We start from the raw sequence: 25,370 nt of genomic DNA, 5'->3' as shown, positions 1-25,370 counted from the left end.
TTCTAATGTAATATTGAAAATAAAAAAATATTATATACCCCCTTCATTTTTAAAAAGTTGTAGAATCCTTGAGGTAAATATTTCCCTTCCTTTATTATTTGGATGATAAGCATTATCATAAAACAAAGTATCGTCCATCAAAGCATATTGGGGCGTACCTAATACTGGGATTTTGAGTTGGCTCTTTATCTGCCCACTGATTTTTTTAATAATGCTGGCATTTTCTTCAAAACTTTTTTGTGCTAAACAAGGGAAGGTAAAAAACACTTTAGCTCCTTTCTGTTGGGCAAAAGCATAAAAATCGTTTAAATCCTTTATTTGTTGAGTGAAATCTTGGTCAGATGGTATTGTTGGATAGACAATTTTAGTCGGAGGATTATTCAAATGGCAAAGTAAATCTCCTTTGGGTGAAAAACAATTTCGGTAAAAAATAGAAGTTGTATCAGCTATACTTATTGGTTTACTTCTTGAATGGTTCAAAGCTTCACCAATCATCAATCTGCAATCAGTCAATCGGTGGGTAGCATAATTGCCTATTTTTTCGGTAATAGATGGAAAATGAATCCATTTTTGGGAAGGCGGAAAAAAATCTGCGGCTATCAGTTGCTCTTCATATTTTCCTTCGGACGTAACCATATATTCTAACGTTATCAACACCACATCTCCTTTTTTCAAATAAGTTTTCAGCTCTTCCATCATATACTTACTTCCGAAATTGAAATGCAATGCTGCATTCACCACTGGCAAACCGATTTCTTTCTCTAACATATCGCTATCAACACCAAATGCCATGCTTGAACCACTCATTAAAACCAATCTAGGGCTTTGTACGGTCGCTAGCATTTTTGTTTTATCGATAATAGTAGCTATGTAAGCATTTTGTGAGCGTGGGTCGAAAATCAAATCTAATTTTCTGGCACTATCAATGGCTAACAATGGCAAAAAACCAATCAAAAACAGTTTTAGTATAAACTTTAATAATTTCAAAATATGTGATTTTATAATGTTATCGCTTTAGAATCAATCATCAAAATATTACTCTGCATACAATAAATATTTCTTCCTGATTGCTTTATATTGGTCTAGGTCTTTTTTCCAAGATGCACGAATCTCTGCTTCTGTTTTCCCTTCTATAATTTGCTTTTTTAAAACATCTGATCCCGCCAATAGATTAAAGAAAGCGTTATTACTAAAGAACTTATTTTTATCGACTGATTGCTGATAAAAGTCTAATACATATTTTAAGGTAAAGCCTTGTTTGCGAGCATCAATTTGGCTTAAATCTAATCCATAACACAATTTACCTTTTTGAGGTGGGTTTTTAGCCCCTGGCTTATCCTCAGGTGTAAAAGTAAAAGCTCTGTTAGCTTGATTAGGCGAACCTATCACTTGAAACTGTTTGTCAGTTCCTCTACCAACGCTTACGTCAGTTCCTTCAAAAAAACAGATGGAAGGGTACAAAAGAATTGATTGTAAATTGGGTAAATTAGGTGAAGGTGCAATGGGTGGTGCATAAACCATTGAATGATGGTAATTCAAACACTTTACAACAGTTAAGTTAGCCTTCACGCCATCTTTTAGCCAACCTTCTTGATTAATCATTTGTGCTAATTCGCCCACAGTACAACCATGTACTACTGGTATGGTATTTAAGCCTACAAATGATGCAAATTTCTTATCTAACACTGGCCCATCTACATAATGTCCATTAGGGTTTGGTCTATCTAACACTAATACCGCTTTCCCTGTTTCGGCACAAGCTTCCATCACATAGTGCATGGTAGAGGTGTACGTATAAAACCTTGCTCCTACATCCTGAATATCAAAAATTACGACATCTATACCTTCTAATTGAGCAGGGCTAGGTTTTTTATTAGCACCGTACAAGGATACTATCGGTAAACCAGTCTTTTTATCAATGCCATTCGCAATGTGTTCGCCTGCATCAGCTGTTCCTCTAAAGCCATGTTCTGGAGCAAAAATCGTTTTTATCTTTACTCCCAAACTAATTAGCGAATCAGCCAAATGTGTTTTGCCTATTACCGAAGTATGGTTTACCACCAAAGCTACCGTTTTGCCTTTCAAAAGGGGCAGGTATATTGCTGTCTGCTCTGCTCCTGTTTGCAGGGTAGCGATTGTATTTTTTTTACTGCTTACACAAGAAATAAGCAATAAGTTTGTAAGGATAAAAAAGATTTTTGTTGAATGAAGCATAAAGCAAGTTATGAGTTTTGAGTAATGAGTTTTGTTTTTTTGCACTTGTTATTTCATTTTAAAAGGTGAAGCTGTTTAAACTTTCCGTTTCTGAGGTGAAAGTATTGTATTTTTGAATTGATTTTTTCAAAATTTACGAAGCATAGCATCGCTACGTTAAGTGAATTTTGGAACAAGCTATTCTAAAAGACTTAGTTTAACCCAAAAGGGAAAATTTAAACAGCTTCGACATAAAAGCAAGGTCTTTACCAAATTCCATCGCACGAAAATAGACTCATTAATCAATTTACCAGTAAAAACTACTTAATTTGTAGTCAAGAAACAAAATTACAAAATACTGCATGAATTTCCCTTATTTCATTTCTCAGCGCATTCAAAATACTAAAACTACCTCTTTTTCGGGTACGGTTACTAAAATCGGTGTGGGAAGTATAGCAATTGGTTTGTCTGTAATGATTATTGCTTTTGCAGTGTTATTTGGCTTCAAAGATGCCATCCATCAAAAATTATTTAGCCTTACACCACACATCAAAATTTCTAAGTTTTCCGCTAATGAATCGTATGAAGAAAACCCTATTACGCAACAAAGTGATTTGTTCAGAAACCATAAAAGTATCAAGGAAATTAGTCATTTCCAGACCTCAGCTTTAAAGGCTGGCATTCTAAAGACTCGTCAGGATATTTTAGGCGTGGTTTTGAAAGGCATCAATCGTGATTTTGATTTCAAAAGGTTTGAACCGAATATCATTCAAGGCAAACAGATTAGCTTTGATACAAGTGGATATTCAAAGGAAATTCTTGTCAGTAAAGTTATTGCCGATAAATTGAGTTTAGCGGTTGGTAATGATGTAATTATATATTTTTTGAATGCCCCCGACCGCCCTAGAAAATTAGTGGTGAAAGGTATTTATGAAACCCAAATGGAGGAGTTTGACAAGAATTTAATCATTGGCGACATCAGACTTATTCAAAAAATGAATAATTGGGGAGTGGATTCTGTGGGTAGTTATGAAATTTATATCAGCGACTTTACGCAAATAGATGCAGTTGCCAAGAAGATTCAGCGTAAAATCCAGCCAGATATGAAATTAGAGAAAGTAACAGCTACTTATATGGGTTTGTTCGACTGGCTAGGTATGTTGGATAGAAACATGGTTATTTTCCTAAGCTTAATTTTGTTTGTAGCTTCCTTTAATATGATTTCAATTCTGTTGGTATTGATGCTAGAGCGTACACCAATGATTGGCGTATTAAAAGCATTGGGAGGAAGTAATTGGCAAATTAGGAAAATATTTTTGTGGAGTGGCTTTTCTATGATATTTAGAGGACTTGTTTATGGCAATTTGTTAGGCATCGGCATCTGTTTATTGCAAAAACACTACAAAATTATTCCGCTAGACCCTGTGAATTATTACATGAATACCGTTCCGATAATGATGAATTGGCCCGTGATTCTTTTACTTAATTTAGCTACTGTTTCTTTGGTATTGTTCGTATTAATTATTCCAACTTTTGTCATTACCCGTATCGAACCTGTCAAATCTATTGTGTTTAGGAAATAGGCATTTTTTGAATGACATTTCTGGATTAAAACACCTCTCCGTGAGTGGCTTTGATAATGGCTTTTAGGGCAAACTTGAAGTTTTTCAAACTTAATAAGGCTATTTCAGAAAGCACTTCGTTACCAAATAATTGTTGGACTGTTCGTCCTACCCAAAGTCTTTGAGCAAAAGTTTTTTTCCATGCTTTTTGGTAATTTTGTTCTAGCAATGGCCTGTTGTCGAAATGTTGTAGGATGTGTTCGGATAAAATTTTAGCACCGTGGATAGCCATAGCCATTCCGTTTCCGCATAAAGGTGTAATTAGTCCTGCCGAATCACCTACCATTAAAATATGATTTTCGATGGTTGTTTTCTGCGTAAAAGAAATTTCGTTGATTACTTCTGGCTTGTCGTATAGGAAAACTGATTCTGTAAATATCTTTCTAATGTGCGGGTTTTTCCAAAGAATATTTTTCTCCATTTCAGGAATAGCACCATGCTTTTTTAGGTTTTCTCTGGTAGTAAGATAACATAGACAATATTTATCTCCTTCGATGGCAGAGATGCCACAATAACCATCTTTAAAATTATGAAGGGCTATTAAATCTTGTGGAAAATCAGTTTTGATGTGATATTTCACCCCAATATACGGGCTTCTTTTACTAAAAAAACTACGGTTTAAAGTAGCATCTAGTTTTGTTCTTTTTCCAAATGACCCAATAACGTAACGGGCTTGAAAAGTTTGATTGGAGGTATTTACTGTAAATTGGTCATTCTGAAAATCAATATTTTCGACATTTTTATTTAATAAACAATGAACATTATTTTGTTGAGCTAAGTGATATAAAGCTTCATCAAAAGTATAGCGACTAATGCCAAATCCTCCTAAATCAAGGGTTGTTTCTAAAACTTTCCCTGAGGGCGAGGTAAATTGAAATCTTGTAATTTCTTTGGTATCTAACTGACTAAAATCAAGTCCTAACTGCTGTAAAAACGGACGTGTTTCATTAGAAATGTATTCACCACAAACACGGTGGAAAGGATAGTGTTTCTTCTCAATCAATAGTACTTTTTTGCCAGCTTTGGAGAGCAAAATACTGTTGACCAAACCAGCCAAGCCTCCGCCAACGATGATGATATCATACATAATTTTATTTTTTTACCAATTAGCTCACAACAATGTAGTAAATTTAAACAATGAAACCAACACTTTATCACATCGTGAGTCCAGAATGGTGGGCTGAGTTTTCGGATTTAGATTATTATGAATCAGAAACACTTTCAGTAGAAAAATTTATTCATCTTTCTACTTCAGGACAAGTACAAGGTACCCTAAACAATTATTTTGTAGGTAAAGCCCAGCTATTATTACTTCATCTTGATATGGACAAATTGAATGCTGAACTTCGATTTGAAACTGTTCGTAATGCCGATACTTTTCCGCATTTATACGGAAGGCTAAACAAAGATGCTATCTTAAAAGTTGAAGAATTACTGCCCAATCCAGACGGAACCTTTACTTTCACGGCTCAATAGTCAGTTATCAATGTATTTAAACCTTCGAACTTTGTGTTGTGTTCATGGGTTTTATAAAAGAGTATATATTTATTTAAAAATTTAGTAATCCTGCTGAATCTACAGTATCAATCGAATAACAATGTGACGACCCAATTGTTAGCGCTACAATCCGTACTCTAAATTCCGCAATCAATATGACATGTTATACCCACAAAATATAGAGCAAAAATTAGGCTTTGACCGTATCCGAGAACACCTCAATGAGTTGTGTGTGAGTTCACTGGGAAGAGCCTTCGTCAATAAAATTCGTTTTGCCGATAATTACGATTTAATTCAAAAGATGATTCGGCAAGTAGCCGAAATGAAAGATATTTTGCAGTTTGAGCCACAGGCTTTCCCTGCTCAAAATTATCTTGATGTCAACCATCAACTTTCTAAAGCTGCTATTGAAGGAGCATTCTTGACTGAAGAAGAGTTTTTTGATTTAAAACTTTCTTTAAGAACGATTCAAGAATGCTTACGTTTTTTTGATAACAAAGAGCCTGACGCTTATCCGCAATTAAGAGAATTAGTTGGTACGGCTTTCTCAGCCGACTTAAACCTTCGTCAGATTCTAGACTCTCTGGATAAAGTAATCGACGACCGCGGTAAGTTGAAAGATAATGCCAGTCCAGAATTACAGGCTATTCGTCGCAGAATTCAAAGTCAGGAAATAGAATTACGTAAAAAGTTAGAAAGTATCCTGAAAATGGCACGTTCAAATGGCTGGATTTCGGATGACTTTTCGTTGACTTTACGTGGAGGAAGAATGGTAATTCCCATCGCAGCCGAACATAAACGCAAAATAAAAGGCTTTGTTCATGATGAATCTGATACTGGTAAAACAGTATTTATGGAACCAACCGAAGTATTGGAAGCCAACAATGAAATCAGGGAATTAGAATCGGCGGAAAGACGTGAAATCATCAGAATTTTGATGGAATTAACGACACGAGTTCGTCCGCATGTGCCAGTATTACGCAAAGCTTATACATTTTTAGGGATTATTGATTTTATCCGTGCCAAAGCACGTTTAGCCATCGAAATTAATGGAATAGCTCCATTGAGCTTGAATAGCCAAATTGTCGATTGGAAAAATGCGGTACATCCCCTACTTTTTCTTTCGTTCAAAAAACAAGGGAAAAAAGTACAGCCTCTTAGCATTACGTTAGATTCCGATCAAAGGATTTTATTAATATCAGGCCCTAACGCAGGTGGTAAATCAGTTACATTAAAAACCCTTGGGTTGGTGCAATATATGTATCAATGTGGGTTGTTAGTGCCAATGGCTGAACACTCTACTATTGGTATTTTCAGAAGTGTTTTTATTGATATTGGCGATGAGCAAAGTCTTGAAAATGATTTGAGTACTTATTCGTCACACCTTACCAATATGAAATATTTCCTGATTAATTCAGATAGAAAAACATTGTTTTTGATTGACGAATTTGGTACAGGAACAGAACCAACTTTGGGTGGAGCCATTGCAGAGAGTATCCTAGAAGATTTGAATCGTTCAGGCGCGTACGGAGCCATCAATACACACTATACTAATCTAAAAACTTTTGCTGACCGTACCAAAGGTTTGGTAAATGGTGCGATGCGCTACGATGCCGAACACCTTGAGCCTTTGTATGAGCTAGAAATAGGAAAGCCTGGAAGTTCTTTTGCCATTGAGATTGCCTATAAAATTGGTTTACCAAAAGCAATTATTGATAAATCGAAGCAAAAAATTGGTAATCAACAGGTTAGTTTCGAGAAGTTGATTAAAGAGCTAGAAATTGAGAAGAAAGTTTTTGCTGATAAGAATGTGGAGAATGCTCAGAAACAACGCAAGCTCGACCAATTGCTAGAACAGTATAACTCTTTGAAAACGTATCTGGATACAGAAAAGAAAACGATTCTAAATACAGCGAAGGTTCAAGCGAAGGAGTTAATCAAGAATACCAACCAGAAGATTGAAGCGACTATCAAGGAAATCCGTGAACAAGGCGCTGAAAAATTAGCTACAAAAGAAATCAGACAAGATTTAGTCGATTTTCAGGAAAGTTTAGTCCTAGAAAAAGTAGCAGCTAAAAAGCCAAGTCCAAAAGAAGAAAAAGAGAAAGAAGAACGCGAAGAGATTGAAGTCATTTTGGGGGAAATTTCGGTAGGCTCTTTAGTGAGAATTAAGGGTCAGGAAGCCTTGGGAGAAGTATTGAGTTTACGTGGAAAAGATGCTGAAATTGCGATTGGTGATTTGAAAACTACGGTGAAGATAAATCGTTTAGAAAAAATTTCTCGTAAAGAATTCAAACAAAGAACAACGTCGGTTACCAAAATTGTGGGCGTGGATATGAATGATAAGTTGATGAATTTCTCATTCAATCTTGATTTAAGAGGCAAACGTGGCGAAGAAGCATTGGTAGAAGTAGATAAATTCATGAACGATGCCATCATGGTAGGTTATAATGAACTACGGATTGTGCATGGCAAGGGAGATGGTATTTTAAGAAATTTAATTCGTCAACATCTCAGAGGGTATAAACAAGTAGCGAGTACACAAGACGAACACGCTGATAGAGGAGGCGCGGGCGTTACTTTGGTCAGTATGAAGTAGCTTTACTCTTAGGGTGTGACTTAAGTCACACCCTAAGAGTAAGTTAATTATTACAGAACATTAGAAGTCTGTTCTTTGATTTTTTCTAATTCATCTTTCATATTAATGACCATTCTTTGAATGACTACATCGTTTGCTTTAGAACCGATTGTATTGATTTCACGACCAATTTCTTGGCAAAGGAAGTTTAACTTTTTGCCGTTTCCTTCTTTCAATACTTCTTTGAAATATACTAAGTGTGTTCCTAAACGTACTTTTTCTTCTGAAATATCGTATTTTTCTATGTAATAAATCAGCTCTTGTTCAAAGCGATTTTTATCAAAATCATCTGCTTCTAATAAATCAGTTACAGACCTTCTCAATCTTTCACGAACAGCAGGAATACGAAGTTTATCTTGCACTTCTACCTCCTTTAGTAACTCTCCTATTTTATCAATGTATTCAATGAATTTATTCGTAACGATATCGCCTTCACGCAAACGGAATTTTGTACATTCGCTAATTGCCTGATTTACAGCCGACAAAATTATCTTCCATTCCTCCTCTGCTTGTTCTTCCGAAACAGTTTCAGTATTATAAGCATTAGGCAAAGAAAGGGCTATTTTGAACAACTCAGTCGTATTCTCTACACCATACCCACTACCCGTATCCTGCAAATCCTTCATGTAAGCATCCACTAAAGGGCGGTTGATACTTGTTCCTGAGCTAGCAACGTTTGTATAGTTTGTACTTAGGTTTAGTTCGATTTTACCTCTTTCTAAATTCTGTGTCAGCAGGTTTCTAATTTCTATTTCTCTGAAAGATAGACTTTTAGGAATTCTACAATAAATATCTGTAAACTTAGAGTTCAAGGTTTTTATTTCGGCAGTGACGGTCAGATGCGGAGCTTCTATCACCGATTTGCCAAAACCAGTCATTGATTTTAACATTATATAATTGTTTAGAAAACGTGATATCATTAGTATATAAGGGTGCAATATACAGAAAATAAAAGTGTTATAAAGCAAAAAACTGTAAGTGACATGCTTTCATGTACTTACAGTTTTTGCTTGATACTATCAAGATTATTAAACTATAATTCTTTTATTTTGATATTTCTGAACCAAACTTTATTACCGTGGTCTTGGAACACAATATGACCTTTCGTATAAGTCCCCCAGTTTTCCATTCCTTTGAATTTACTCACAGCAACTAATTTTTTATATTCCTCGCTACCAATAGTATATTCAATGACCATTCTGCCATTCACATACAATTTTACATGACCATTCTTTTGTTCAATCATTACTTTGTTCCACTCACCTACTGGCTTTACATTTTCAGGCTCATATTTGATTAAATCATATAAATTACCTGCTCTGTGTTTGTCGATTTTACCATCAGCATGTCCCTCATTATCCAATACCTGAAATTCAGGGCCAGTATACCACGAGTAAGGATGTTTAGTAGCATCGTCTTCCTGTGCATTGAAAATAATTCCTGAGTTTCCTCCTTCAGAGATTTTCCAGTCGCAAGCCAAGATAAAATTTTCATAAATACCATCAGTAGTCAACTCTCCACCACCTTTAGTATTCCAACCGTCCATTTCGCTATTGTCTAACATAATGGCATTATCCGAAATTTTCCAAGCTGGTCCAAGGTCTTTCTTGTTAAAATTTCTCCAGCCATTCAAGGTTTTACCATCAAAAAGAAGTTTCCATCCTTGTTTTTTTTCTTGAGAAGTCAACGTATTAGGCTTCTGTGCAATTGTTGATAACGAAGTGCATACCAACGTAATGATTATAAAAATGTTTTTCATGTTTGTGAATTGAAATAATAGTATTGTTTTATTTGGCTCGTAAATTAATCATTTTAGTCAATTATTCAATCCTTGTTTATGCTTACAGCGTTTTATACACTATACCATCTTTCATCACAAATGATACTTTTCGCATTACTTTAATGTCTTGCAAAGGATTTCCATCAGTAGCAATGATGTCGGCAATCTTACCAGTTTCAATAGAACCTGCTTCTTTCTGAGTTCCCATAATGATAGCAGGAGTCATCGTAGCAGCCTTGATAGCCTCCATAGCAGGCATACCAGCCTCTACCATATATTGAAATTCATAAGCATTGTACCCGTGGATAGAAACACCTGAGTCAGTACCAAAGGCAATTTTCACCCCTGCTTTATATGCTTTGGCAAATGTTGATTGGATAATTGGGCCAATTTCTAAGGCTTTCGGAACCACTAAAGGATGATAATAACCTGGTACTTTTGCAGAATCTCCTACTGTTTTACCTGCAATAATGGTTGGCACATAATAAGTACCATTCTTTTTCATCAGTTCTATTATTTCATCATCCATGTATGTACCGTGTTCTATCGTAGTAACGCCTGCTTTTACGGCTCTTTTCATCCCTTCTGCTCCGTGGGCATGCGCTGCCACATGAAAACCATAGTCTTTAGCGGTTTCAACGATTACTCTAATTTCGTCTTCTGTAAATTGTGGTGCTTTACCACTTTTTGCCAAACTCAATACGCCACCCGTTGCCGTAATTTTGATACAGTCTGATCCTTCCTTATACCGTTGACGAACAGCCTGACGACATTCGTCTACTCCATTAGCCACTGCATTTAAAAATTGTGGGTCAAGCGTTAATTTCTCAGCTAAAGCATTCGATGGGTCGCCATGTCCTCCAGTAGTAGAGATGGTTTTTCCAGCAGTAAATATTCTTGGGCCAATAGTAGTTCCTTTATTAATAGCATTTCTCAAAGCAATATTCACGCCTGAGCCTCCTAAATCTCTAACAGCAGTAAAACCTGCCATCAGCGTAGTTTTAGCATATTTGGCTGCATCAAATGCAATATCAGCTTGATTCTGTTGATAACGTTTTAGCTCCCCTCCTTTACTGGTTTCAGTTTCTAAATGCACGTGCATATCAGTAAGTCCCGGCATTACGGTTTGAGTTTTCAGATTCACTACTTTATCTGTTCCAGATGGAGCTATAAAACCTTTTTGAATAGCCGTTATTTTTTTGCCTTCTACAACAATGGTTACTTGGCTTTGGGCTTCATTCTGAACACCATCGATAAGTGTTCCACAATGGATAAGTGTTTTTTGAGCTAAAGAGGCTGTACTTAAAAGGCATAATCCTACAAGCGTTAGTATTTGTTTTTTCATTTGTTGATTTTAATTAAAGGTAGTGACGGTTTTGGGTTTTATTTATGAAATCAAATCCATATAAATATATGGATAATCTGTTTAAAATAGCTGTTTGCAAAACTATTTTAAGTAAACGTGCTAAAGGTTATTGTATAAAAACGATAACTCAAATTTTACTATTAGCTGGCGACTTAAGTCGCCAGCTAATAGTAAAATTTGAGTTAATATTCGAAGATAAAAATTGGTTATTATACTTATTTGATACATACTAAAATTTTTATAAACCATCTTAAACCAACGACGTAGTAATTTCTATGGGGTTTGTCAATATTTTATGAAGAGGACAACTATTGGCTACCACCAACAATTTTGCTCGTTGCTCGTCATCTAAATTACCCAAAAGTTCTACTTTTCTGGTGATAAAAGACTTGTTTTCTTTCACATCTCTTTCAAGCTGTACTTCTACCTTCACCTCTGCTAAATCCCAACCTTTTCTATCTGCATACATTCTTAAAGTAGCCGAAGTACAGGCTGATAACGCCGCGGCTAATAGTTCTTTAGGACTAAAGCCTAAATTTTTTCCACCAACCTCTTCTGGTTCATCCGAGATAATGGTATTTGTGGCTGTCTGAATAGTGGTTTTATACAGTTCTTTGCCTATGTGTGCGTTTACTATTTCCATTATTTTCTATAAGGTTGTGGAAGTGGTACAAATGTTGTTTCACCTGCTACTTTCGGGAAAGATTGCTCTATCCATCTAGTCTTGGCATCTTCAATTAGTTCTTTCGTCGAGGCTACAAAGTTCCAATAAATGAATCTTTCTTCTGGAAAAGGTTCTCCTCCAAAAATATACACTGTTGTATTTTCTGCCATTTCAAAGCTACACAGCTTGCTATCATTCGCTATCAAAATATGCTTTGGCTCATAGGTATGTCCTTCGCTACTGATGCTTCCTTCTAAAATATACAAGGCACTTTCTCCAAATAAATCATTCCCAATATTTACAGTCTGAGGGCTTGTATTTTTGATTTCTATAAAATACAAAGGACTATAAACGGGTACAGCCGATTTTTTGCCAAATGCCTCGCCTGCTATTAATTTAAAGGCAATACCATCCGTTTCCCATGTAGGAATCTCTTCTTCTGTTACGTGTGCAAAACTTGGTTGCATTTGTTCTAGCTCTTTCGGTAATGCTACCCAAATTTGTAAACCATGCAACGTTTTATCTGAATGGCGCAAATATTCGGGAGTTCTTTCAGAATGCACAATGCCATTCCCTGCAGTCATCCAGTTTACCTGATTAGGTTTTATCTCCATTTCTGTTCCCAGACTGTCTTTATGCATTACGCTTCCTTCAAAAAGGTAAGTTAACGTTGAAAGTCCAATATGTGGGTGTGGCCCAACATCTAAATTTTCATGGTCGCTTAGTTGTGCAGGTCCCATGTGGTCTATAAAACAAAATGGACCTACCATTCTTTTTTCTCTGAAAGGTAATAACCGACCCACCATAAAATTCCCAATATTATTTGGTCGTTCTTCGATGATTAATTTGATATTAGACATTTATTTGCTGTTTTAGGTTTTTCTCGTAGGGTGTTTTTATAATACCAAAGATGCACGTTTTCCTGAATTACTTACCTTATTTATCACTTAATTTTATATCACTTACTCATACTCAACATAAAGCAGATTAAAAAGGATAAGCACTTCTTTTAATTATAGTAGTTTTAAGTAATATTTTACTTGATTATTATCCAAACCTTTAGAGCTTATACGCTACTATTTTCCTCCCTAATAACATGAAAAATAAATATTATCCATCACTCTTTTTCTTTATATTATTATACTTTACAAATCAAGTTATTGGACAAACTACCAATAGAGTCCAAAACTATTTTCCTGCCAATACTACACTTTATGGAAATGTGCCTTATGCTAAGGATACTTCCAAACATCATCTTTTAGACATCTATCTGCCTGCTAATGCCAAGCCTAATACGCCATTGGTCGTTTGGATACATGGTGGTGCATGGATGCTGAATGACAAGTATGCAGACATGAGTTATATGAAAAATACCATTCGTACTATTGTAGAAAATGGTTATGCTTTGGCATCTATCGATTATCGTTATAGCACTCAGGCAATATTTCCTGCACAAATACAAGACTGTAATCAGGCTATTGAATTTCTGTACCAAAATGCTGAAAAGTATTCATTAGATAAAAATCGGATTGTGTTAGTCGGGTTTTCAGCTGGTGGACATTTGGCTTCCCTGCTCGCATTATCCAATAATAACAAGGTCAAGGATTTTTATGGCAAAGACAATAAAATGTCTTTCAAGATTAAGGGCGTCGTGGATTTTTATGGCCCTTCAGACTTTCTGGCTATTCCCAAAAACCTTGAACCAGCAGGTGCAGTTAAAACCTCTGAAAGTATTTTATTAGGAGATACCCCTTTACAAAGACCAGATTTAGCCAAATGGGCTAGTCCAGTGACGTACGTAGATAAAAATGACCCTCCATTCTTAATCATTCACGGCGAAAAAGATCAATCTGTTCCTTATTCACAATCTGTTTTACTAAGTTCTTGGTTAAAGCTTTCAGGTATCGACAATCAAGTATTTATCGTAAAAGACGCACCACATTATGGTGAAATGTTTGATGCAGAGTATCTTAGGAAAGAAATTATAACTTTCTTAAATAAGCATTTAAAGTAAATCGAAGCAATCATTCGTTAAGCAAATATACCAAAAATCATTAGCGAGTGACTTAAGTCACTCGCTAGTGATGGCATCACGTCGTCGCTCGTTTCCAACGAGTGACGACTATCATTAGGCTTCCAACCTAAAAAAGAACCTTGAAAAAAGTAGCGGTAACCCTTGCGGTTACCGTCTTGTGGTAAAACGACAACCGCAAGGGATTGCCCCTACGAGACATAGCTTGTTTTTTGGAATAACTGAGAAAGACTTTCTCTTTCTTCTTTATCTATTTCAATAATTCCTTCTAACGTTTCTAAAATATGTTCACGCTCTTCTGAGGCTAATAGTAAATTTAAAAGTCGTACAAAAAATTTCTTCTGCTCAACATTAAGCGAAATAAATAATTTTGGTTGTACTTCATAAAGATTTATCAATGTTTCTTCAAGCAGAGGCTTATCAAAATCGTTTTTGTATGTTGGAAAAATTCCGTCTTGTTCGTATTTTTCAATGAGTTTAGTTGATGTTTTATGAAGAATATCCTTTCTTTTTTTACGAAGGAATTCATTTAAACTATTATGAAGAAATTTATATTCAGACAAATATTTCGCTTTACTAAAAAGGTTCATTTGCTGGCTATCCTGTTGAGATTGAAAATCAAAATCATTGAAAAAGCTACTTGTAATATACACACTATGATAAAACTCGTCACCTTTATTATTTAGCGTAGTGTAATCTTTATACACTTCTTCGTGCTTTGCATTGAGATAATAAAATTTTGATAGTTCCTTATGCGGTTTATTATTCCATTGATAGTATTTACAATAAAAACTTGTATTGCTTTCTTCATAAGTAAGCGTAAAGCTCTCCGAATCCTCTATAAACGGCTGATAGTCCAGAGGAGTACCATTAATGATAATTGAAAAGCCTTTAGGTCTATTTAATTCCAAAAACCAACAAAATTCACTTTTTAGAAAGGGAATAATGTCTCCTTCTAATTCTTCTTTGCTGATAGTAATATTGTAGAAAATAACATTTGTACCTGTTTTATCTTTTTGGCTTTTCGTTACCTCAGAAGCACTGTAGTTATTAATGTTCTCTGTGTTGATGGTAATATTCCCGTCTAATAATAACCTGTTTTTCTGGAAAGTTGTGTGCCACTGAGCAATTTGAGCAAAAGTAAAAAAGGTTAATCTCCCAACTCCATTTTTCCCGTGGATAGTAGAAATATGTTTGTCGTCTCTTGAATTAACCTCTATTGCTTTTTCAGAGGAATAAAACAAATCGAACTTGGTGTTTAATTGTTCAAAATTAATACCGTAACCATTATCTGCTACCTCAATTGTTTCAACGGTACCAAGTTCGTTAATTTTAAAATTCAAGTGAACAGTATCTGCTTTTGCATCAAAACCATTCCAGATAAATTCAGCAATAGCGAGTTTTGAGTCATAATTTTTAAGTACTTTTTTTATTCCACTAGGAGTGATATTTACATTCTTTGACATGGTAGACACTTAGGTTAAATTTTAGATAATGTTTAACTAACCGATAATAAATTTTGGTAATCATAGCTTGACAAAATACTTTTATAAAAAACTGTATATCAAGTAAATAATTCCATCCATTTATTAAACGAATTTACTAAATATTTTCAGAGACTTATCGTAAAACACACTAATTTGTCCTATTCTCTAAAGCAGTCGCTCGTTTCTAACGAGTGACGACTATTATCAGGCTTCCAGCCTAAAAAACAAAAAATAAGTCCAGAAACACCAAAGCCCCAGCAAAACTGAGGCTTTAGTAAATTTAAAAAGATTTTATCCTTAGATATGTTTCTCTGCATGATAACTAGAACGAACTAGCGCTCCAGATTCTACATATTTCAACCCACGGCTCAACCCCTCTTCTTTATACATCGCAAAAGTTTCTGGATGTACCCATTCTATTACTTCATGGTGCATTTTAGTAGGTTGAAGGTATTGTCCTAATGTCAATACATCCAAACCATTTTCTACTAAATCGTCCATCGCTTTAAATACTTCTTCTTTGGTTTCGCCCAAGCCCAACATAATACCTGATTTGGTTCTTTTTCCAAATTCTTTGGTACGTTTGGTTTGTTCTAAAGAACGCGCATATTTAGCTTGTGGACGAACATTTCTGTAAAGACGTTCTATCGTCTCCATATTATGCGATACTACCTCTTGCCCTCCTTCAATCATCCTGTAAAGCGCATCCCAGTTACCTTTTGTATCAGGTATCAAGGTTTCAATCGTTGTAGTTGGCGATGCCTCCTTTACTTGTACTACTGTCTGATACCACACCTCCGCTCCACGGTCTTTTAGTTCGTCGCGGTTTACCGAAGTAATTACAGCATGCTTTACACCCATTAATTTAATGGCTTCAGCTACTCTGCGTGGTTCATCTGCGTCATATTCATTCGGGCGACCCGTCGCTACTGCACAAAATGTACAAGAACGAGTACACACATTTCCTAAAATCATAAAGGTTGCCGTACCTGCACCCCAACATTCACCCATATTTGGGCAATTTCCTGACTGACAAATGGTATGTAATTTATATTCATCTACAATATTACGTACCCTTGCATATTCCTGACCAATCGGCAGTTTTACTCTTAACCAACTTGGTTTTTTAGAATGCTTTGAGGCAGTCTCCGCTTTCGGAGCTATTACTGGAAGTTCTATCATTTTCTGTCTATTCCTTGTACAAAACGCTATTACACTACAAAGTTAAATGCTAATAAAATAAAAACGTCAGGAAAATGAAATTGGTTTACATTTTCCTGACGCTATTTTTTAATAACGGGTATTATTTATCAATAATAAGCCTTTATAACACGCTTATCTTTTCTAAAATCATTGCATTAACTATTTTTTTCCACCAAAGAAGATGGTTAAATAGCCCGAAGTAAACACACTTTTATTATCTCCTTTTGCCAAAATATTTACTTTTTTAGTATAAGCTTCTGCTAAAAAACCAATCTCTAAGCTAATGTTCGACTGGCGAAAAGCATCTAATTCAAAGTTTAAGGCCGCTTTTAAATTTACTCCTGGTACTATAGTCGACTGCCCAATGCCTTCAAAAAAACCTCCGCTTCCATAAATATTATTGATAGTATGTTTGCTTGGGTCATAAGCTTCGTCTCTAATAACTCCTCTGCCATAAAAAACCTGTACATAATAAGGTTTTACAACCCCAATAGTTGGCCCCCCTGCTATAATACCATTTACATTTACGCCTCCGTCAGATGATTTATGGAATAAATTTATTTCTCGACCATACTGTGGACGAATAGCAAAAAGATAGTTTTGTTTTTCTTCTACATAACTTCCTCCGTTTCCTAATAAGCTAAGAGTGTTTTCTCTAGGATGATTTACATTCACGATTTCAAGGTTGAAATAATGAAACTGACGATGCAAAGAGTTGTTTTCAATCAAAATTTCTTTACGAGCCATCAGCCCTCCTAGTAAACCAGAATTAGTATTGGTAGTTAATCCAAATGACAAAATAGAATGATAATTTTCTTCATCCACTACTTCACGAGGTTGTTGTGTAGTCCTGCTAGCCGCAGGCTTAGTAGCAGTAGTAGGAGATGAATTTCTACGCTGAGCTTCTATCGAATAAAACGATAACAAAGCAAAAATGAAGAATAAGAATGTATTTAGTAGTTTTTTCACAATGCTTTAATCAAAAATTTTATATGAATGAAATAACCATACAATGAATATTGATATTGACACAACTATTCCGATTGAGTGCTTACCAATTAGGAATCACTTTCGGTTTAAAGTATATAATTACAATAAAAATACTTAATATGATGCTATTTGTTTAAATTTAGGACAAAAATCATCAAATTTTTAACACATAACAACAACATAATGCCAACTGTAAAAACTACTTATTTAGGCGAACTCCGCACAGAATCAACACATTTGCAATCTGGTACACAATTACTTACTGATGCACCTACAGACAATATGGGTAAAGGAGAAGCCTTTTCTCCTACAGATTTATTGGCTACAGCTACGGGTACTTGTATGCTAACGACAATGGCAATTGTTGCTCAACGTGATGAAATTGAATTGTCGGGTTCAAGCGTAGAGGTCTCAAAAATCATGTCTCAAACACCTCCAAGAAAAGTAGCTCGTTTGGAAATTAACTTAAAAATGAAGACAAATATTGTCCTGACAGCAGAACAAATTCAAAAACTAGAAAACACGGCACATAAATGCCCAGTTTCACTAAGCCTCCACCCAGACTTAGAACAAGTTGTAAGTTTTGAATGGAACAACTAGAGTTTTGAGTTGTGAGTGATGAGTTGTGAATCTTTACTCATGGCATGACTATGGAATTATCTTGATAATAGACAGATTACTAAAAGTCATTCCATGAGTAAGTTGTTGTGAGTTAGTAAATTGCGAGTTAATAATTGTGCTTTTTTAAGTATTTATTATACCATATAAAAATCACTCAATCACAATTCACTAACTCACTAATTTACCAACTCACAACTAAAAAATAACTAACTCAAAATTCATCACTCACAACTCAAAACTCCTACGCTACCGTTTCTGCTAATTCAGCAAATGAAATATCAAAGTGTGAGGCATTATAGATACACTCGCCATTTTGAATAATTAATACCTGCGGAGATTGATGCTCTACTCCAAAAGTTGAAGCAATAGCACCAGAAATTGGGCGATACTTTAATAAATCTAAATAATAAGGCTTTAATTCTCCTACGCTTTCTTGTTTCCAATTTCTTTCCAAGCGATTCAAGGCAGTTGATGAAATTGAACACGTTGTACTATGTTTCAAAATCAAGATTGGTTGTTGTTTCGATTCCTCTTTTATAACCTCTAATTGAGATAAATCTGTTAATTGATTCCAGTTCATTTTAATTATTTAGCGTCTTTTCGCTTATTCTGATGATGTAAATGGTAGTACGTTGTTTTAATATGAAACTAATTAGCTGTAATTTTGATTCAAAATTAATTCAAATTTCATTTGTCAAAGCTACTTTATCATATTTCAATTTATACTTACCAGTTTTTTGTCTGGTTAGTGAGTCCTTTTAACACGAAAGCCAAACTTTGGATTCAAGGCAGAAAAGACTTTAAAAATCAAGTTTATTCAAGTCAGTTTTGGATAAAAAGAAGTACTTCATTAGCACCTCTTGCATGGTTTCACAGTGCTTCGTTGGGTGAATTTGAACAAGCCAGACCAGTCATAGAAAAGTATAAAGAAAACTTTCCGTCACATCTTATCCTACTTACTTTTTTTTCACCTTCTGGTTACGAGATTCGTAAAAATTATACTGGAGTAGACTTTATTTGTTATTTACCTATCGATACTGCAAAGAATGCACGCGAGTTTATCGAAATGTTTCAGCCTTCAGTTGCCTTTTTTGTGAAATACGAATTTTGGTATAATTATCTGAGAATATTGTCTGAAAAAGAAATTCCTGTGATTTCATTTTCTACTATTTTCAGAGCAAACCAAGTATTTTTCAAAAGCTACGGAGGCTTCTATCGAAACATCCTTTCTTATTTTACCCATATATTTGTACAGAATAAAAAATCTTTCGAATTACTAAAAAGTATCAATATTCAACAAATTAGCATTGGTGGAGATACCCGTTTCGACAGGGTAAAACAAATTGCGGATGCAAAAAAAGAAATTGAAGTAGCCGAAAAATTTAAGGATAAAAAACCTTTACTTATTGTAGGTTCGTGCTGGCAACAAGATTTTGAAGTAATAGCCCCTATGTTAAATGAGTTTGAGCATGATTTAAAAGTAATTATTGCTCCACACGAAATTCATGACGAGGAAATTACAGCTTGGCAGAAAGTGTTGAAAAAGACCTCTATCAAATTTTCAGAGATTCAACAGCTGACGGATACTGAGATAGCAACAGCCAATACGGTTTTTATTGATAATATCGGTATGCTTTCTTCCTTGTATCAATATGCAGATTTTGCTTGGGTTGGAGGTGCATATCGCAAAGGATTGCATAATACACTAGAAGCTGCCACTTTTGGCTTACCTATCTTTTTTGGTAATAATAACTATCAGAAATTTCAGGAAGCCATGGATTTAATTAGTATTGGGGGTGCATTTGTCATAGCCGATACCGCTCAATTTAAAAATAGTTTTGAGCCATTATATTTTGATGTTGATTTGAGAAAAGAGAAATCAACAATTATTGAAAAGTATGTGAAAGAGAATTTGGGGTGCACGGACAAAATAATAACATTTACCAAGGAATTATCAATATTCTGATACACGAATGAAAGGATTAGTATTACGATCAACAGGCTCATGGTATGAGGTGCTCGATGAAAACAAGCACGTATGGCAGTGTCGTTTAAAGGGCAAATTTAAGATTCAAGGGTTAAAAACCTCTAACCCGATTGCAGTTGGAGATAGAGTAGAATTTGAGATTGAAGATAAAACAGAAAACATGGCAACCATCTTTAAGATAGATGCCCGTGAAAATTATATTATCCGTAAATCTGTTCATAAAACTGCCCACGGACATATTTTAGCCGCCAATCTTGATCAGGCTGTTATTATCGTTACCTTAAACTACCCAAGAACATCCTTAGGATTTATTGACCGTTTTTTGGTTTCGGCAGAATCCTTTAGAATTCCTACGACGATTGTTTTTAATAAAATAGATTTACTTTCAGAAGAAGAAAAAGATTACTTAGCCGATTTAGCGGCGATGTACGAAGAAATAGGTTATCCCTGCGTATTCACATCGGCAGTCGGCAATATTGGCATTAAGGCATTTAATGATATCCTAAAAGACAAAATTTCTTTAGTTTCAGGGCATTCAGGCGTTGGCAAATCTACATTAGTAAATCAGATTGCCCCTACCTTAGATTTAAAAACAACAGAAATTTCAACGTTTGCTAATAAGGGTGTGCACACCACTACTTTTGCAACCATGTTTGAATTAGAGGAAAACACTTTTATCATTGATACACCAGGCATCAAAGAATTGGGATTAATCGATATTGAAAAACAAGAGCTATCACATTTCTTTCCAGAGATGCGAGCATTGTTGGGTCAATGCAAATATCATAATTGCAAGCATATCAACGAACCAAAATGTGCGGTGTTGGAAGCTGTAGCTGAGGGAACAATAGCCGAAAGCCGATACAACAGTTATTTAAGCATGATGAGCGATGATGATAACAGAAGATAATCTTCTAAAGAATAGAAGATACTTCTTCTGCTATCGACACCGAAACACGCATATCTGATAAATAAATACTTCCGAACTGAGTTGCTAATGCTACATCTGCAGCATCTCGACCATAGGCCAATACTACTCTATTACCTTTTGGTGTATCTTGTGTGGCATCAAAAGTATACCATCTTCCACCAATAAAGGCCTCGAACCATGCATGTAAATCCATCGGATTTAACTCATGTAAATAACCTACTACCATTCTGGCAGGAATACTTAAACTTCGACATAAGGCAATTCCTAAATGAGAGAAATCTCTACAAACGCCCACTTTGGCGGCAGCAGTATCCTTAGCAGAAGTAGAAGCATTACTAAAGCCATATTGGTAAAATATATTTTGGTGAATCCACTTACGGATTGCCTCTACTTGGTCATAACCAGGATAGGCATTTCCAACAATTTGAAAAGCTAGATTTCCTAACTGGTCAGACTCGCAGTATCTACTTGGTAATAAATAAATAAGTTCTTCAGGAGGTAAGTCTTCAATTAATACAAAGTCAGCACCAGGAGCCACATCAATTTCATCAGCCGTTTGCACAATTGATGAAGTTAAAACGGTAAACTTTCCCACTGGGGTTAATAAACGCTGACATAAATTTCCATAGATGTCGGTGTATTCAGTAATAGGTACACTTGGTTCAAGAATATACTCTTCCTTAATAATCCATTGCCCAGCGCCACTTCTTGGCCTGAGCATCAGGATTAATGGAGTAGACGAGTAAGCTTCGTAATCAAGTTGGCAACTTATTTGAAGTCTCATGATTTTAGCCTTTTATTCTAATCTAAGTTTAGATATTTGATTAAAATAGTCTGATAATTGAAAATGTAATCTTTAAAATTAAATGTTTCTATCGCCTCTTAGAAAACTGAAAACAGCGAGTATTAATGCTATAAAAAATAATATTTTAGCAAAATAAGCTGCACTAGATGCAATACCACCAAAACCAAAAATGGCAGCAACTAAAGCAACAACGAGGAATGTGATTGACCAGCGTATCATAGTTATAAATGTTTAATGTTGAACAAGATTTTCTTTCTTACAACTTAAAAAAACTTATACCACGAATAATAAGTCGGAATTCATTTTAATTCCTCAAAAAATCAATAAAAAATATAAATTATGAGTAAAAAAATACTCATTTGGGGAAGATTGTTCAGTTCTCAGGGTAAATAAGTGCAAAAGATGATTTCCTTCCAAAAGTAAGAATAAATAGTTAATTTGCAGTGGTTAAAATTAGTAAACTGTAAATTAAATAAATCCAAAAATTTGAAACCATCAATTACAAATCCTACACACCTTTGGGGTATTGATTTAGGGGGTACAAAAATTGAATGTGCCGTATTAGATAAGGAAAATGACTTAGCTGTAATATGTAGAAAGCGTATCCCTACTGAGGCCGATAAAGGGTATGAACATATTATCAGTCAGATTGTTAAGTTGGTATCATTAGTAGTAGATGAAATAGGCGAACAACCGATTCAGATTGGCTTTGCAACACCAGGGGTATTAGACCCCGCCACGCTTACGATGAAAAATAGTAATACTGTCTGTATGAACGGACAGCCTATGCATGAAGATTTAGAAAAAGCTTTGGGAGTACCCGTAAAACTAGCAAATGATGCTAATTGCTTTGCTTTGGCTGAAGCATTGATGGGCGCTGGCAAAAAATATCCAACTGCTGAATTAGTTTTTGGGGTAATCATGGGAACGGGTGTCGGAGGAGGATTGGTCGTACACAGTAAAGTAATTGCAGGGCATCATGGCATTGGCGGTGAGTGGGGACATAACGTTATTGAAGAAGGTGGCGAGCCATGCTATTGCGGAAAAGCTGGCTGTGTAGAAAAAGTAATTGCAGGCCCTGCCCTTGAAAAGTATTATCAAAAAATTAGTGGAACAGCCTTGGGATTGAAAGAAATATTGGAACGTTATTTAGCTGATAGTGATGCTTATGCGACAGCTACGATTGATAGACTTCTGGAGTTTTATGGCAAAGGAATTTCTACTTTAATCAACGTACTTGATCCTGATTTAATTATTATTGGTGGTGGCGTTGGAAATATAGATTTGCTTTATACGGAAGGCTATGAAAGAATCAAAAAGTATATTTTTAATAATAAAAAAATATCAACCCCTATTGTAAAACCAATATTGGGTGATAGTGCTGGGGTTTTTGGTGCAGCACTTTTGTAAAGTATTATATTAAACTAACATGTGTCATCCTAAATTTAAATCAAAAAAGCGGTTAAAAAACTAATTTTGACCGCTTTTTTGATTGGGGAACGCCGAATTCCTACTGTTTGAGCGGAGCGAGACGGGTCGCCGTTGCGATTAGGAATTCTTGATTTTCTTTTGCGGTCCGCCGCGCGGTTACTTTTCTTGTATCTGACGGGCATGCCTAGTGAAGAAAAGTAAGGACAAGACAATAATAAATAACTCATTAATAATGAAGAAATCTGTATAACTCATATCTGTTAAACTTAGCCACTATCAAATTGGTAAAACAGTTGTATTCTTAACCTCCGACATGACAAAGGAACTACTAATATGCGCAACACTTTGAAGGGCTGATAACTTCTTTTGATAAAATTCATTATAAGCCTCCATATCCCGTGCGATGATTTTCACTAAATAATCATAGCTTCCCGATACCACACTACATTCTATTACCTGAGGGAACTCTTTGATGGCTTCTTCAAATTCTTCAAAATGATTTTTCTGTTGCTTATCTAACGTAATGCTACAATATACCACGAGTGGATTACCCAATTTTTTCTTATTCAGAATAGTCACATATTTCTCGATAATCTCTTCCTGTTCCAATCTTTTGATACGGTCGTGCGTGGGAGTCATAGAAAGATTAATCTGCTTAGAGATTTCTTTGATTGTTAGTTGGGCATTCTCCTGTAATAATTGAAGAATCCGCAAATCTGTCGCATCTAAAGTCATAAAGAAAAATTTACTTTACAGAATAGTAATATTCACATAATACAGGAATTTTTCCCTTTAATAGTATAAATATACATACGTTTTCCTTATTTATTTCTAAAAATTAAAACTATTTCCTGTTTTACTAACTTTGTACATCTTCATTTACAAACACTATCTGTGGCTCTGTTATTGAATAAAATTTTTCAATAACAGGAAAGCAGATATTAAACCCCAACAAGCCATGATTATCGGTGTCCCTAAAGAAATTAAAAATAACGAAAACCGTGTAGCATTAACTCCTGCTGGCGTAGCAGAATTTAAGAAAAACGGACATACTGTTTATATACAAACCCAAGCTGGTACGGGCAGTGGCTTTTCGGATGAAGAATATGTAAAAGCTGGTGCTAGTATTTTGGGCACGATTGAAGAAGTATATGCTATTGCAGAGATGATTTGCAAAGTAAAAGAGCCAATCGCTTCTGAATATTCATTGATTAAAGAAAATCAATTGTTATTTACTTATTTCCACTTTGCTTCTTCAGAACCGTTGACGCATGCGATGATTGAACGCAAAGCAATTTGTTTGGCTTATGAAACGGTAGAAAAAACAGATCGTTCTTTACCTTTATTAGTACCGATGTCGGAAGTAGCAGGTAGAATGGCAATTCAAGAGGGGGCAAAATACTTAGAAAAACCTATGGGTGGAAGAGGTATTCTATTAGGTGGCGTTGCAGGTGTTAAGCCAGCCAACGTACTAGTGTTAGGCGGTGGAATTGTAGGAACACAGGCTGCAAAAATGGCAGCAGGTTTAGGTGCAAACGTTACGATTATGGACATTAGTTTGCCTCGTTTACGTTATTTAGAAGATGTAATGCCTGCTAATGTAGATACTGTGATGTCTAACGAATACAACATTCGTGAAGCTATTAAATTATCTGACTTGATTATAGGTGCGGTGTTGATTCCTGGTGCTAAAGCGCCTCATTTGATTACTCGTGAAATGTTAAAAGAAATGCGTCAAGGTACAGTATTAGTAGACGTAGCCGTTGACCAAGGTGGTTGTATTGAAACTTGTGAACCTACTACGCACGAAAATCCTACTTTTGAAATCGATGGCGTAGTACATTATTGCGTTGCTAATATGCCGGGTGCAGTGCCTTATACTTCAACATTGGCATTAACCAATGCTACTTTACCTTATGCTATTCAATTAGCCAATAAAGGTTGGAAAAAAGCTTGTGCTGATAATGAAGAATTGAAAAAAGGGTTGAATGTAGTAGCTGGTAAAATCGTTTATAAAGGCGTATCAGATGCTTGGGGCTTAGAGTTTTCACCGCTTGAAAGCGTTTTATAATTTATAGATGCCTTTAAAAGAAATCCACTTTTACTTGATGAACTAAGTAAAA

Annotated in this window: 24 protein-coding genes; 9 read left to right on the top strand and 15 right to left on the bottom strand. The window is 35.3% G+C overall.

Annotated features, from left to right (window positions below; genetic code table 11):
* Positions 1–30: 30 nt before the first annotated feature.
* Complete coding sequence (locus AC1RNE_RS18475; RefSeq protein ID WP_492802945.1) at positions 31–987, bottom strand: hypothetical protein; 957 nt, start codon at positions 985–987, stop codon at positions 31–33.
* A gap of 48 nt (positions 988–1,035) precedes the next feature.
* Positions 1,036–2,214, bottom strand: a complete 1,179-nt coding sequence (locus AC1RNE_RS18470) for an exo-beta-N-acetylmuramidase NamZ family protein (protein WP_492802943.1) — start codon at positions 2,212–2,214, stop codon at positions 1,036–1,038.
* A 341-nt stretch (positions 2,215–2,555) separates the two neighbouring features.
* On the opposite strand from AC1RNE_RS18470, the gene AC1RNE_RS18465 reads away from it, so the two are divergent.
* The gene (locus AC1RNE_RS18465) at positions 2,556–3,776 is read left to right on the top strand and encodes an ABC transporter permease (RefSeq protein ID WP_492802941.1); all 1,221 of its coding nucleotides are present in this window, start codon (positions 2,556–2,558) and stop codon (positions 3,774–3,776) included.
* Positions 3,777–3,801: 25 nt separating this feature from the next.
* Here AC1RNE_RS18465 and AC1RNE_RS18460 read toward each other — a convergent pair whose 3' ends face one another.
* The gene (locus tag AC1RNE_RS18460; protein WP_492802940.1) at positions 3,802–4,902 is read right to left on the bottom strand and encodes an NAD(P)/FAD-dependent oxidoreductase; all 1,101 of its coding nucleotides are present in this window, start codon (positions 4,900–4,902) and stop codon (positions 3,802–3,804) included.
* Between the two features lie 50 nt (positions 4,903–4,952).
* On the opposite strand from AC1RNE_RS18460, the gene AC1RNE_RS18455 reads away from it, so the two are divergent.
* Positions 4,953–5,291 carry a DUF952 domain-containing protein gene (locus AC1RNE_RS18455; protein WP_492802938.1) on the top strand — a complete coding sequence of 113 codons (339 nt, stop codon included), beginning with the start codon at positions 4,953–4,955 and terminating at the stop codon, positions 5,289–5,291.
* 181 nt (positions 5,292–5,472) lie between these two features.
* Complete coding sequence (locus AC1RNE_RS18450) at positions 5,473–7,911, top strand: endonuclease MutS2 (RefSeq protein ID WP_492802936.1); 2,439 nt, start codon at positions 5,473–5,475, stop codon at positions 7,909–7,911.
* A gap of 50 nt (positions 7,912–7,961) precedes the next feature.
* Here the strand turns inward: AC1RNE_RS18450 and AC1RNE_RS18445 are convergent, their stop codons facing one another.
* From AC1RNE_RS18445 to AC1RNE_RS18425, 5 genes are all read right to left on the bottom strand, one after another.
* The gene (locus AC1RNE_RS18445) at positions 7,962–8,840 is read right to left on the bottom strand and encodes a YicC/YloC family endoribonuclease (RefSeq protein WP_492802935.1); all 879 of its coding nucleotides are present in this window, start codon (positions 8,838–8,840) and stop codon (positions 7,962–7,964) included.
* 143 nt (positions 8,841–8,983) lie between these two features.
* Positions 8,984–9,709 carry a 3-keto-disaccharide hydrolase gene (locus tag AC1RNE_RS18440; RefSeq protein WP_492802934.1) on the bottom strand — a complete coding sequence of 242 codons (726 nt, stop codon included), beginning with the start codon at positions 9,707–9,709 and terminating at the stop codon, positions 8,984–8,986.
* A gap of 82 nt (positions 9,710–9,791) precedes the next feature.
* Positions 9,792–11,075, bottom strand: coding sequence for an amidohydrolase family protein (locus tag AC1RNE_RS18435; RefSeq protein WP_492802932.1), 1,284 nt, complete (start codon positions 11,073–11,075; stop codon positions 9,792–9,794).
* A gap of 271 nt (positions 11,076–11,346) precedes the next feature.
* Positions 11,347–11,739, bottom strand: coding sequence for an OsmC family protein (locus AC1RNE_RS18430; protein ID WP_492802931.1), 393 nt, complete (start codon positions 11,737–11,739; stop codon positions 11,347–11,349).
* Positions 11,739–12,620 (bottom strand): pirin family protein, encoded by an 882-nt coding sequence (locus tag AC1RNE_RS18425; protein ID WP_492802929.1) that lies wholly within the window; start codon positions 12,618–12,620, stop codon positions 11,739–11,741. The genes AC1RNE_RS18430 and AC1RNE_RS18425 overlap by 1 nt, the downstream gene beginning before the upstream one ends.
* Positions 12,621–12,856: 236 nt before the next feature.
* Here AC1RNE_RS18425 and AC1RNE_RS18420 point away from each other — a divergent pair, with 236 nt between their 5' ends.
* Complete coding sequence (locus AC1RNE_RS18420; protein ID WP_492802928.1) at positions 12,857–13,774, top strand: alpha/beta hydrolase fold domain-containing protein; 918 nt, start codon at positions 12,857–12,859, stop codon at positions 13,772–13,774.
* 209 nt (positions 13,775–13,983) lie between these two features.
* Here the strand turns inward: AC1RNE_RS18420 and AC1RNE_RS18415 are convergent, their stop codons facing one another.
* From AC1RNE_RS18415 to AC1RNE_RS18405, 3 genes are all read right to left on the bottom strand, one after another.
* The gene (locus tag AC1RNE_RS18415; RefSeq protein ID WP_492802927.1) at positions 13,984–15,258 is read right to left on the bottom strand and encodes an ATP-binding protein; all 1,275 of its coding nucleotides are present in this window, start codon (positions 15,256–15,258) and stop codon (positions 13,984–13,986) included.
* Between the two features lie 318 nt (positions 15,259–15,576).
* Positions 15,577–16,461 (bottom strand): lipoyl synthase, encoded by an 885-nt coding sequence (gene lipA / locus AC1RNE_RS18410; protein ID WP_492802925.1) that lies wholly within the window; start codon positions 16,459–16,461, stop codon positions 15,577–15,579.
* A gap of 180 nt (positions 16,462–16,641) precedes the next feature.
* The gene (locus AC1RNE_RS18405) at positions 16,642–17,451 is read right to left on the bottom strand and encodes a hypothetical protein (protein WP_492802923.1); all 810 of its coding nucleotides are present in this window, start codon (positions 17,449–17,451) and stop codon (positions 16,642–16,644) included.
* Between the two features lie 204 nt (positions 17,452–17,655).
* Here AC1RNE_RS18405 and AC1RNE_RS18400 point away from each other — a divergent pair, with 204 nt between their 5' ends.
* Entirely contained in the window at positions 17,656–18,072 is a 417-nt protein-coding gene (locus tag AC1RNE_RS18400) for an OsmC family protein (RefSeq protein WP_492802921.1), read from the top strand.
* A gap of 262 nt (positions 18,073–18,334) precedes the next feature.
* Here AC1RNE_RS18400 and ytxJ read toward each other — a convergent pair whose 3' ends face one another.
* Positions 18,335–18,673, bottom strand: a complete 339-nt coding sequence (gene ytxJ / locus AC1RNE_RS18395) for a bacillithiol system redox-active protein YtxJ (protein WP_492802919.1) — start codon at positions 18,671–18,673, stop codon at positions 18,335–18,337.
* Between the two features lie 111 nt (positions 18,674–18,784).
* Between ytxJ and AC1RNE_RS18390 the strand changes: the two genes are divergently transcribed.
* On the top strand, positions 18,785–20,059 hold the full coding sequence (locus tag AC1RNE_RS18390; RefSeq protein WP_492802917.1) for a 3-deoxy-D-manno-octulosonic acid transferase: 1,275 nt from the start codon (positions 18,785–18,787) through the stop codon (positions 20,057–20,059).
* Positions 20,060–20,066: 7 nt separating this feature from the next.
* Positions 20,067–20,990 carry a ribosome small subunit-dependent GTPase A gene (gene rsgA, locus AC1RNE_RS18385; protein WP_492802915.1) on the top strand — a complete coding sequence of 308 codons (924 nt, stop codon included), beginning with the start codon at positions 20,067–20,069 and terminating at the stop codon, positions 20,988–20,990.
* A 4-nt stretch (positions 20,991–20,994) separates the two neighbouring features.
* Here rsgA and AC1RNE_RS18380 read toward each other — a convergent pair whose 3' ends face one another.
* Complete coding sequence (locus tag AC1RNE_RS18380) at positions 20,995–21,795, bottom strand: transglutaminase domain-containing protein (RefSeq protein ID WP_492802913.1); 801 nt, start codon at positions 21,793–21,795, stop codon at positions 20,995–20,997.
* A gap of 78 nt (positions 21,796–21,873) precedes the next feature.
* Positions 21,874–22,035 (bottom strand): DUF1328 domain-containing protein, encoded by a 162-nt coding sequence (locus AC1RNE_RS18375; protein WP_492802911.1) that lies wholly within the window; start codon positions 22,033–22,035, stop codon positions 21,874–21,876.
* Between the two features lie 267 nt (positions 22,036–22,302).
* Between AC1RNE_RS18375 and AC1RNE_RS18370 the strand changes: the two genes are divergently transcribed.
* A complete protein-coding gene (locus AC1RNE_RS18370) occupies positions 22,303–23,226 on the top strand; it encodes an ROK family protein (RefSeq protein ID WP_492802910.1) in 924 nt (307 codons plus the stop codon).
* Positions 23,227–23,523: 297 nt separating this feature from the next.
* Here AC1RNE_RS18370 and AC1RNE_RS18365 read toward each other — a convergent pair whose 3' ends face one another.
* Complete coding sequence (locus tag AC1RNE_RS18365; RefSeq protein ID WP_309920610.1) at positions 23,524–23,982, bottom strand: Lrp/AsnC family transcriptional regulator; 459 nt, start codon at positions 23,980–23,982, stop codon at positions 23,524–23,526.
* Positions 23,983–24,205: 223 nt separating this feature from the next.
* Between AC1RNE_RS18365 and ald the strand changes: the two genes are divergently transcribed.
* Positions 24,206–25,318 carry an alanine dehydrogenase gene (ald, locus tag AC1RNE_RS18360; protein WP_492802908.1) on the top strand — a complete coding sequence of 371 codons (1,113 nt, stop codon included), beginning with the start codon at positions 24,206–24,208 and terminating at the stop codon, positions 25,316–25,318.
* Positions 25,319–25,370: the final 52 nt, after the last annotated feature.

The sequence above is a fragment of the Arcicella sp. GW822-FHT02H01 genome (assembly GCF_058802005.1).
Note: the sequence above shows the minus strand (reverse complement) of the source record. Positions and strands in the feature narration are given on the sequence as shown.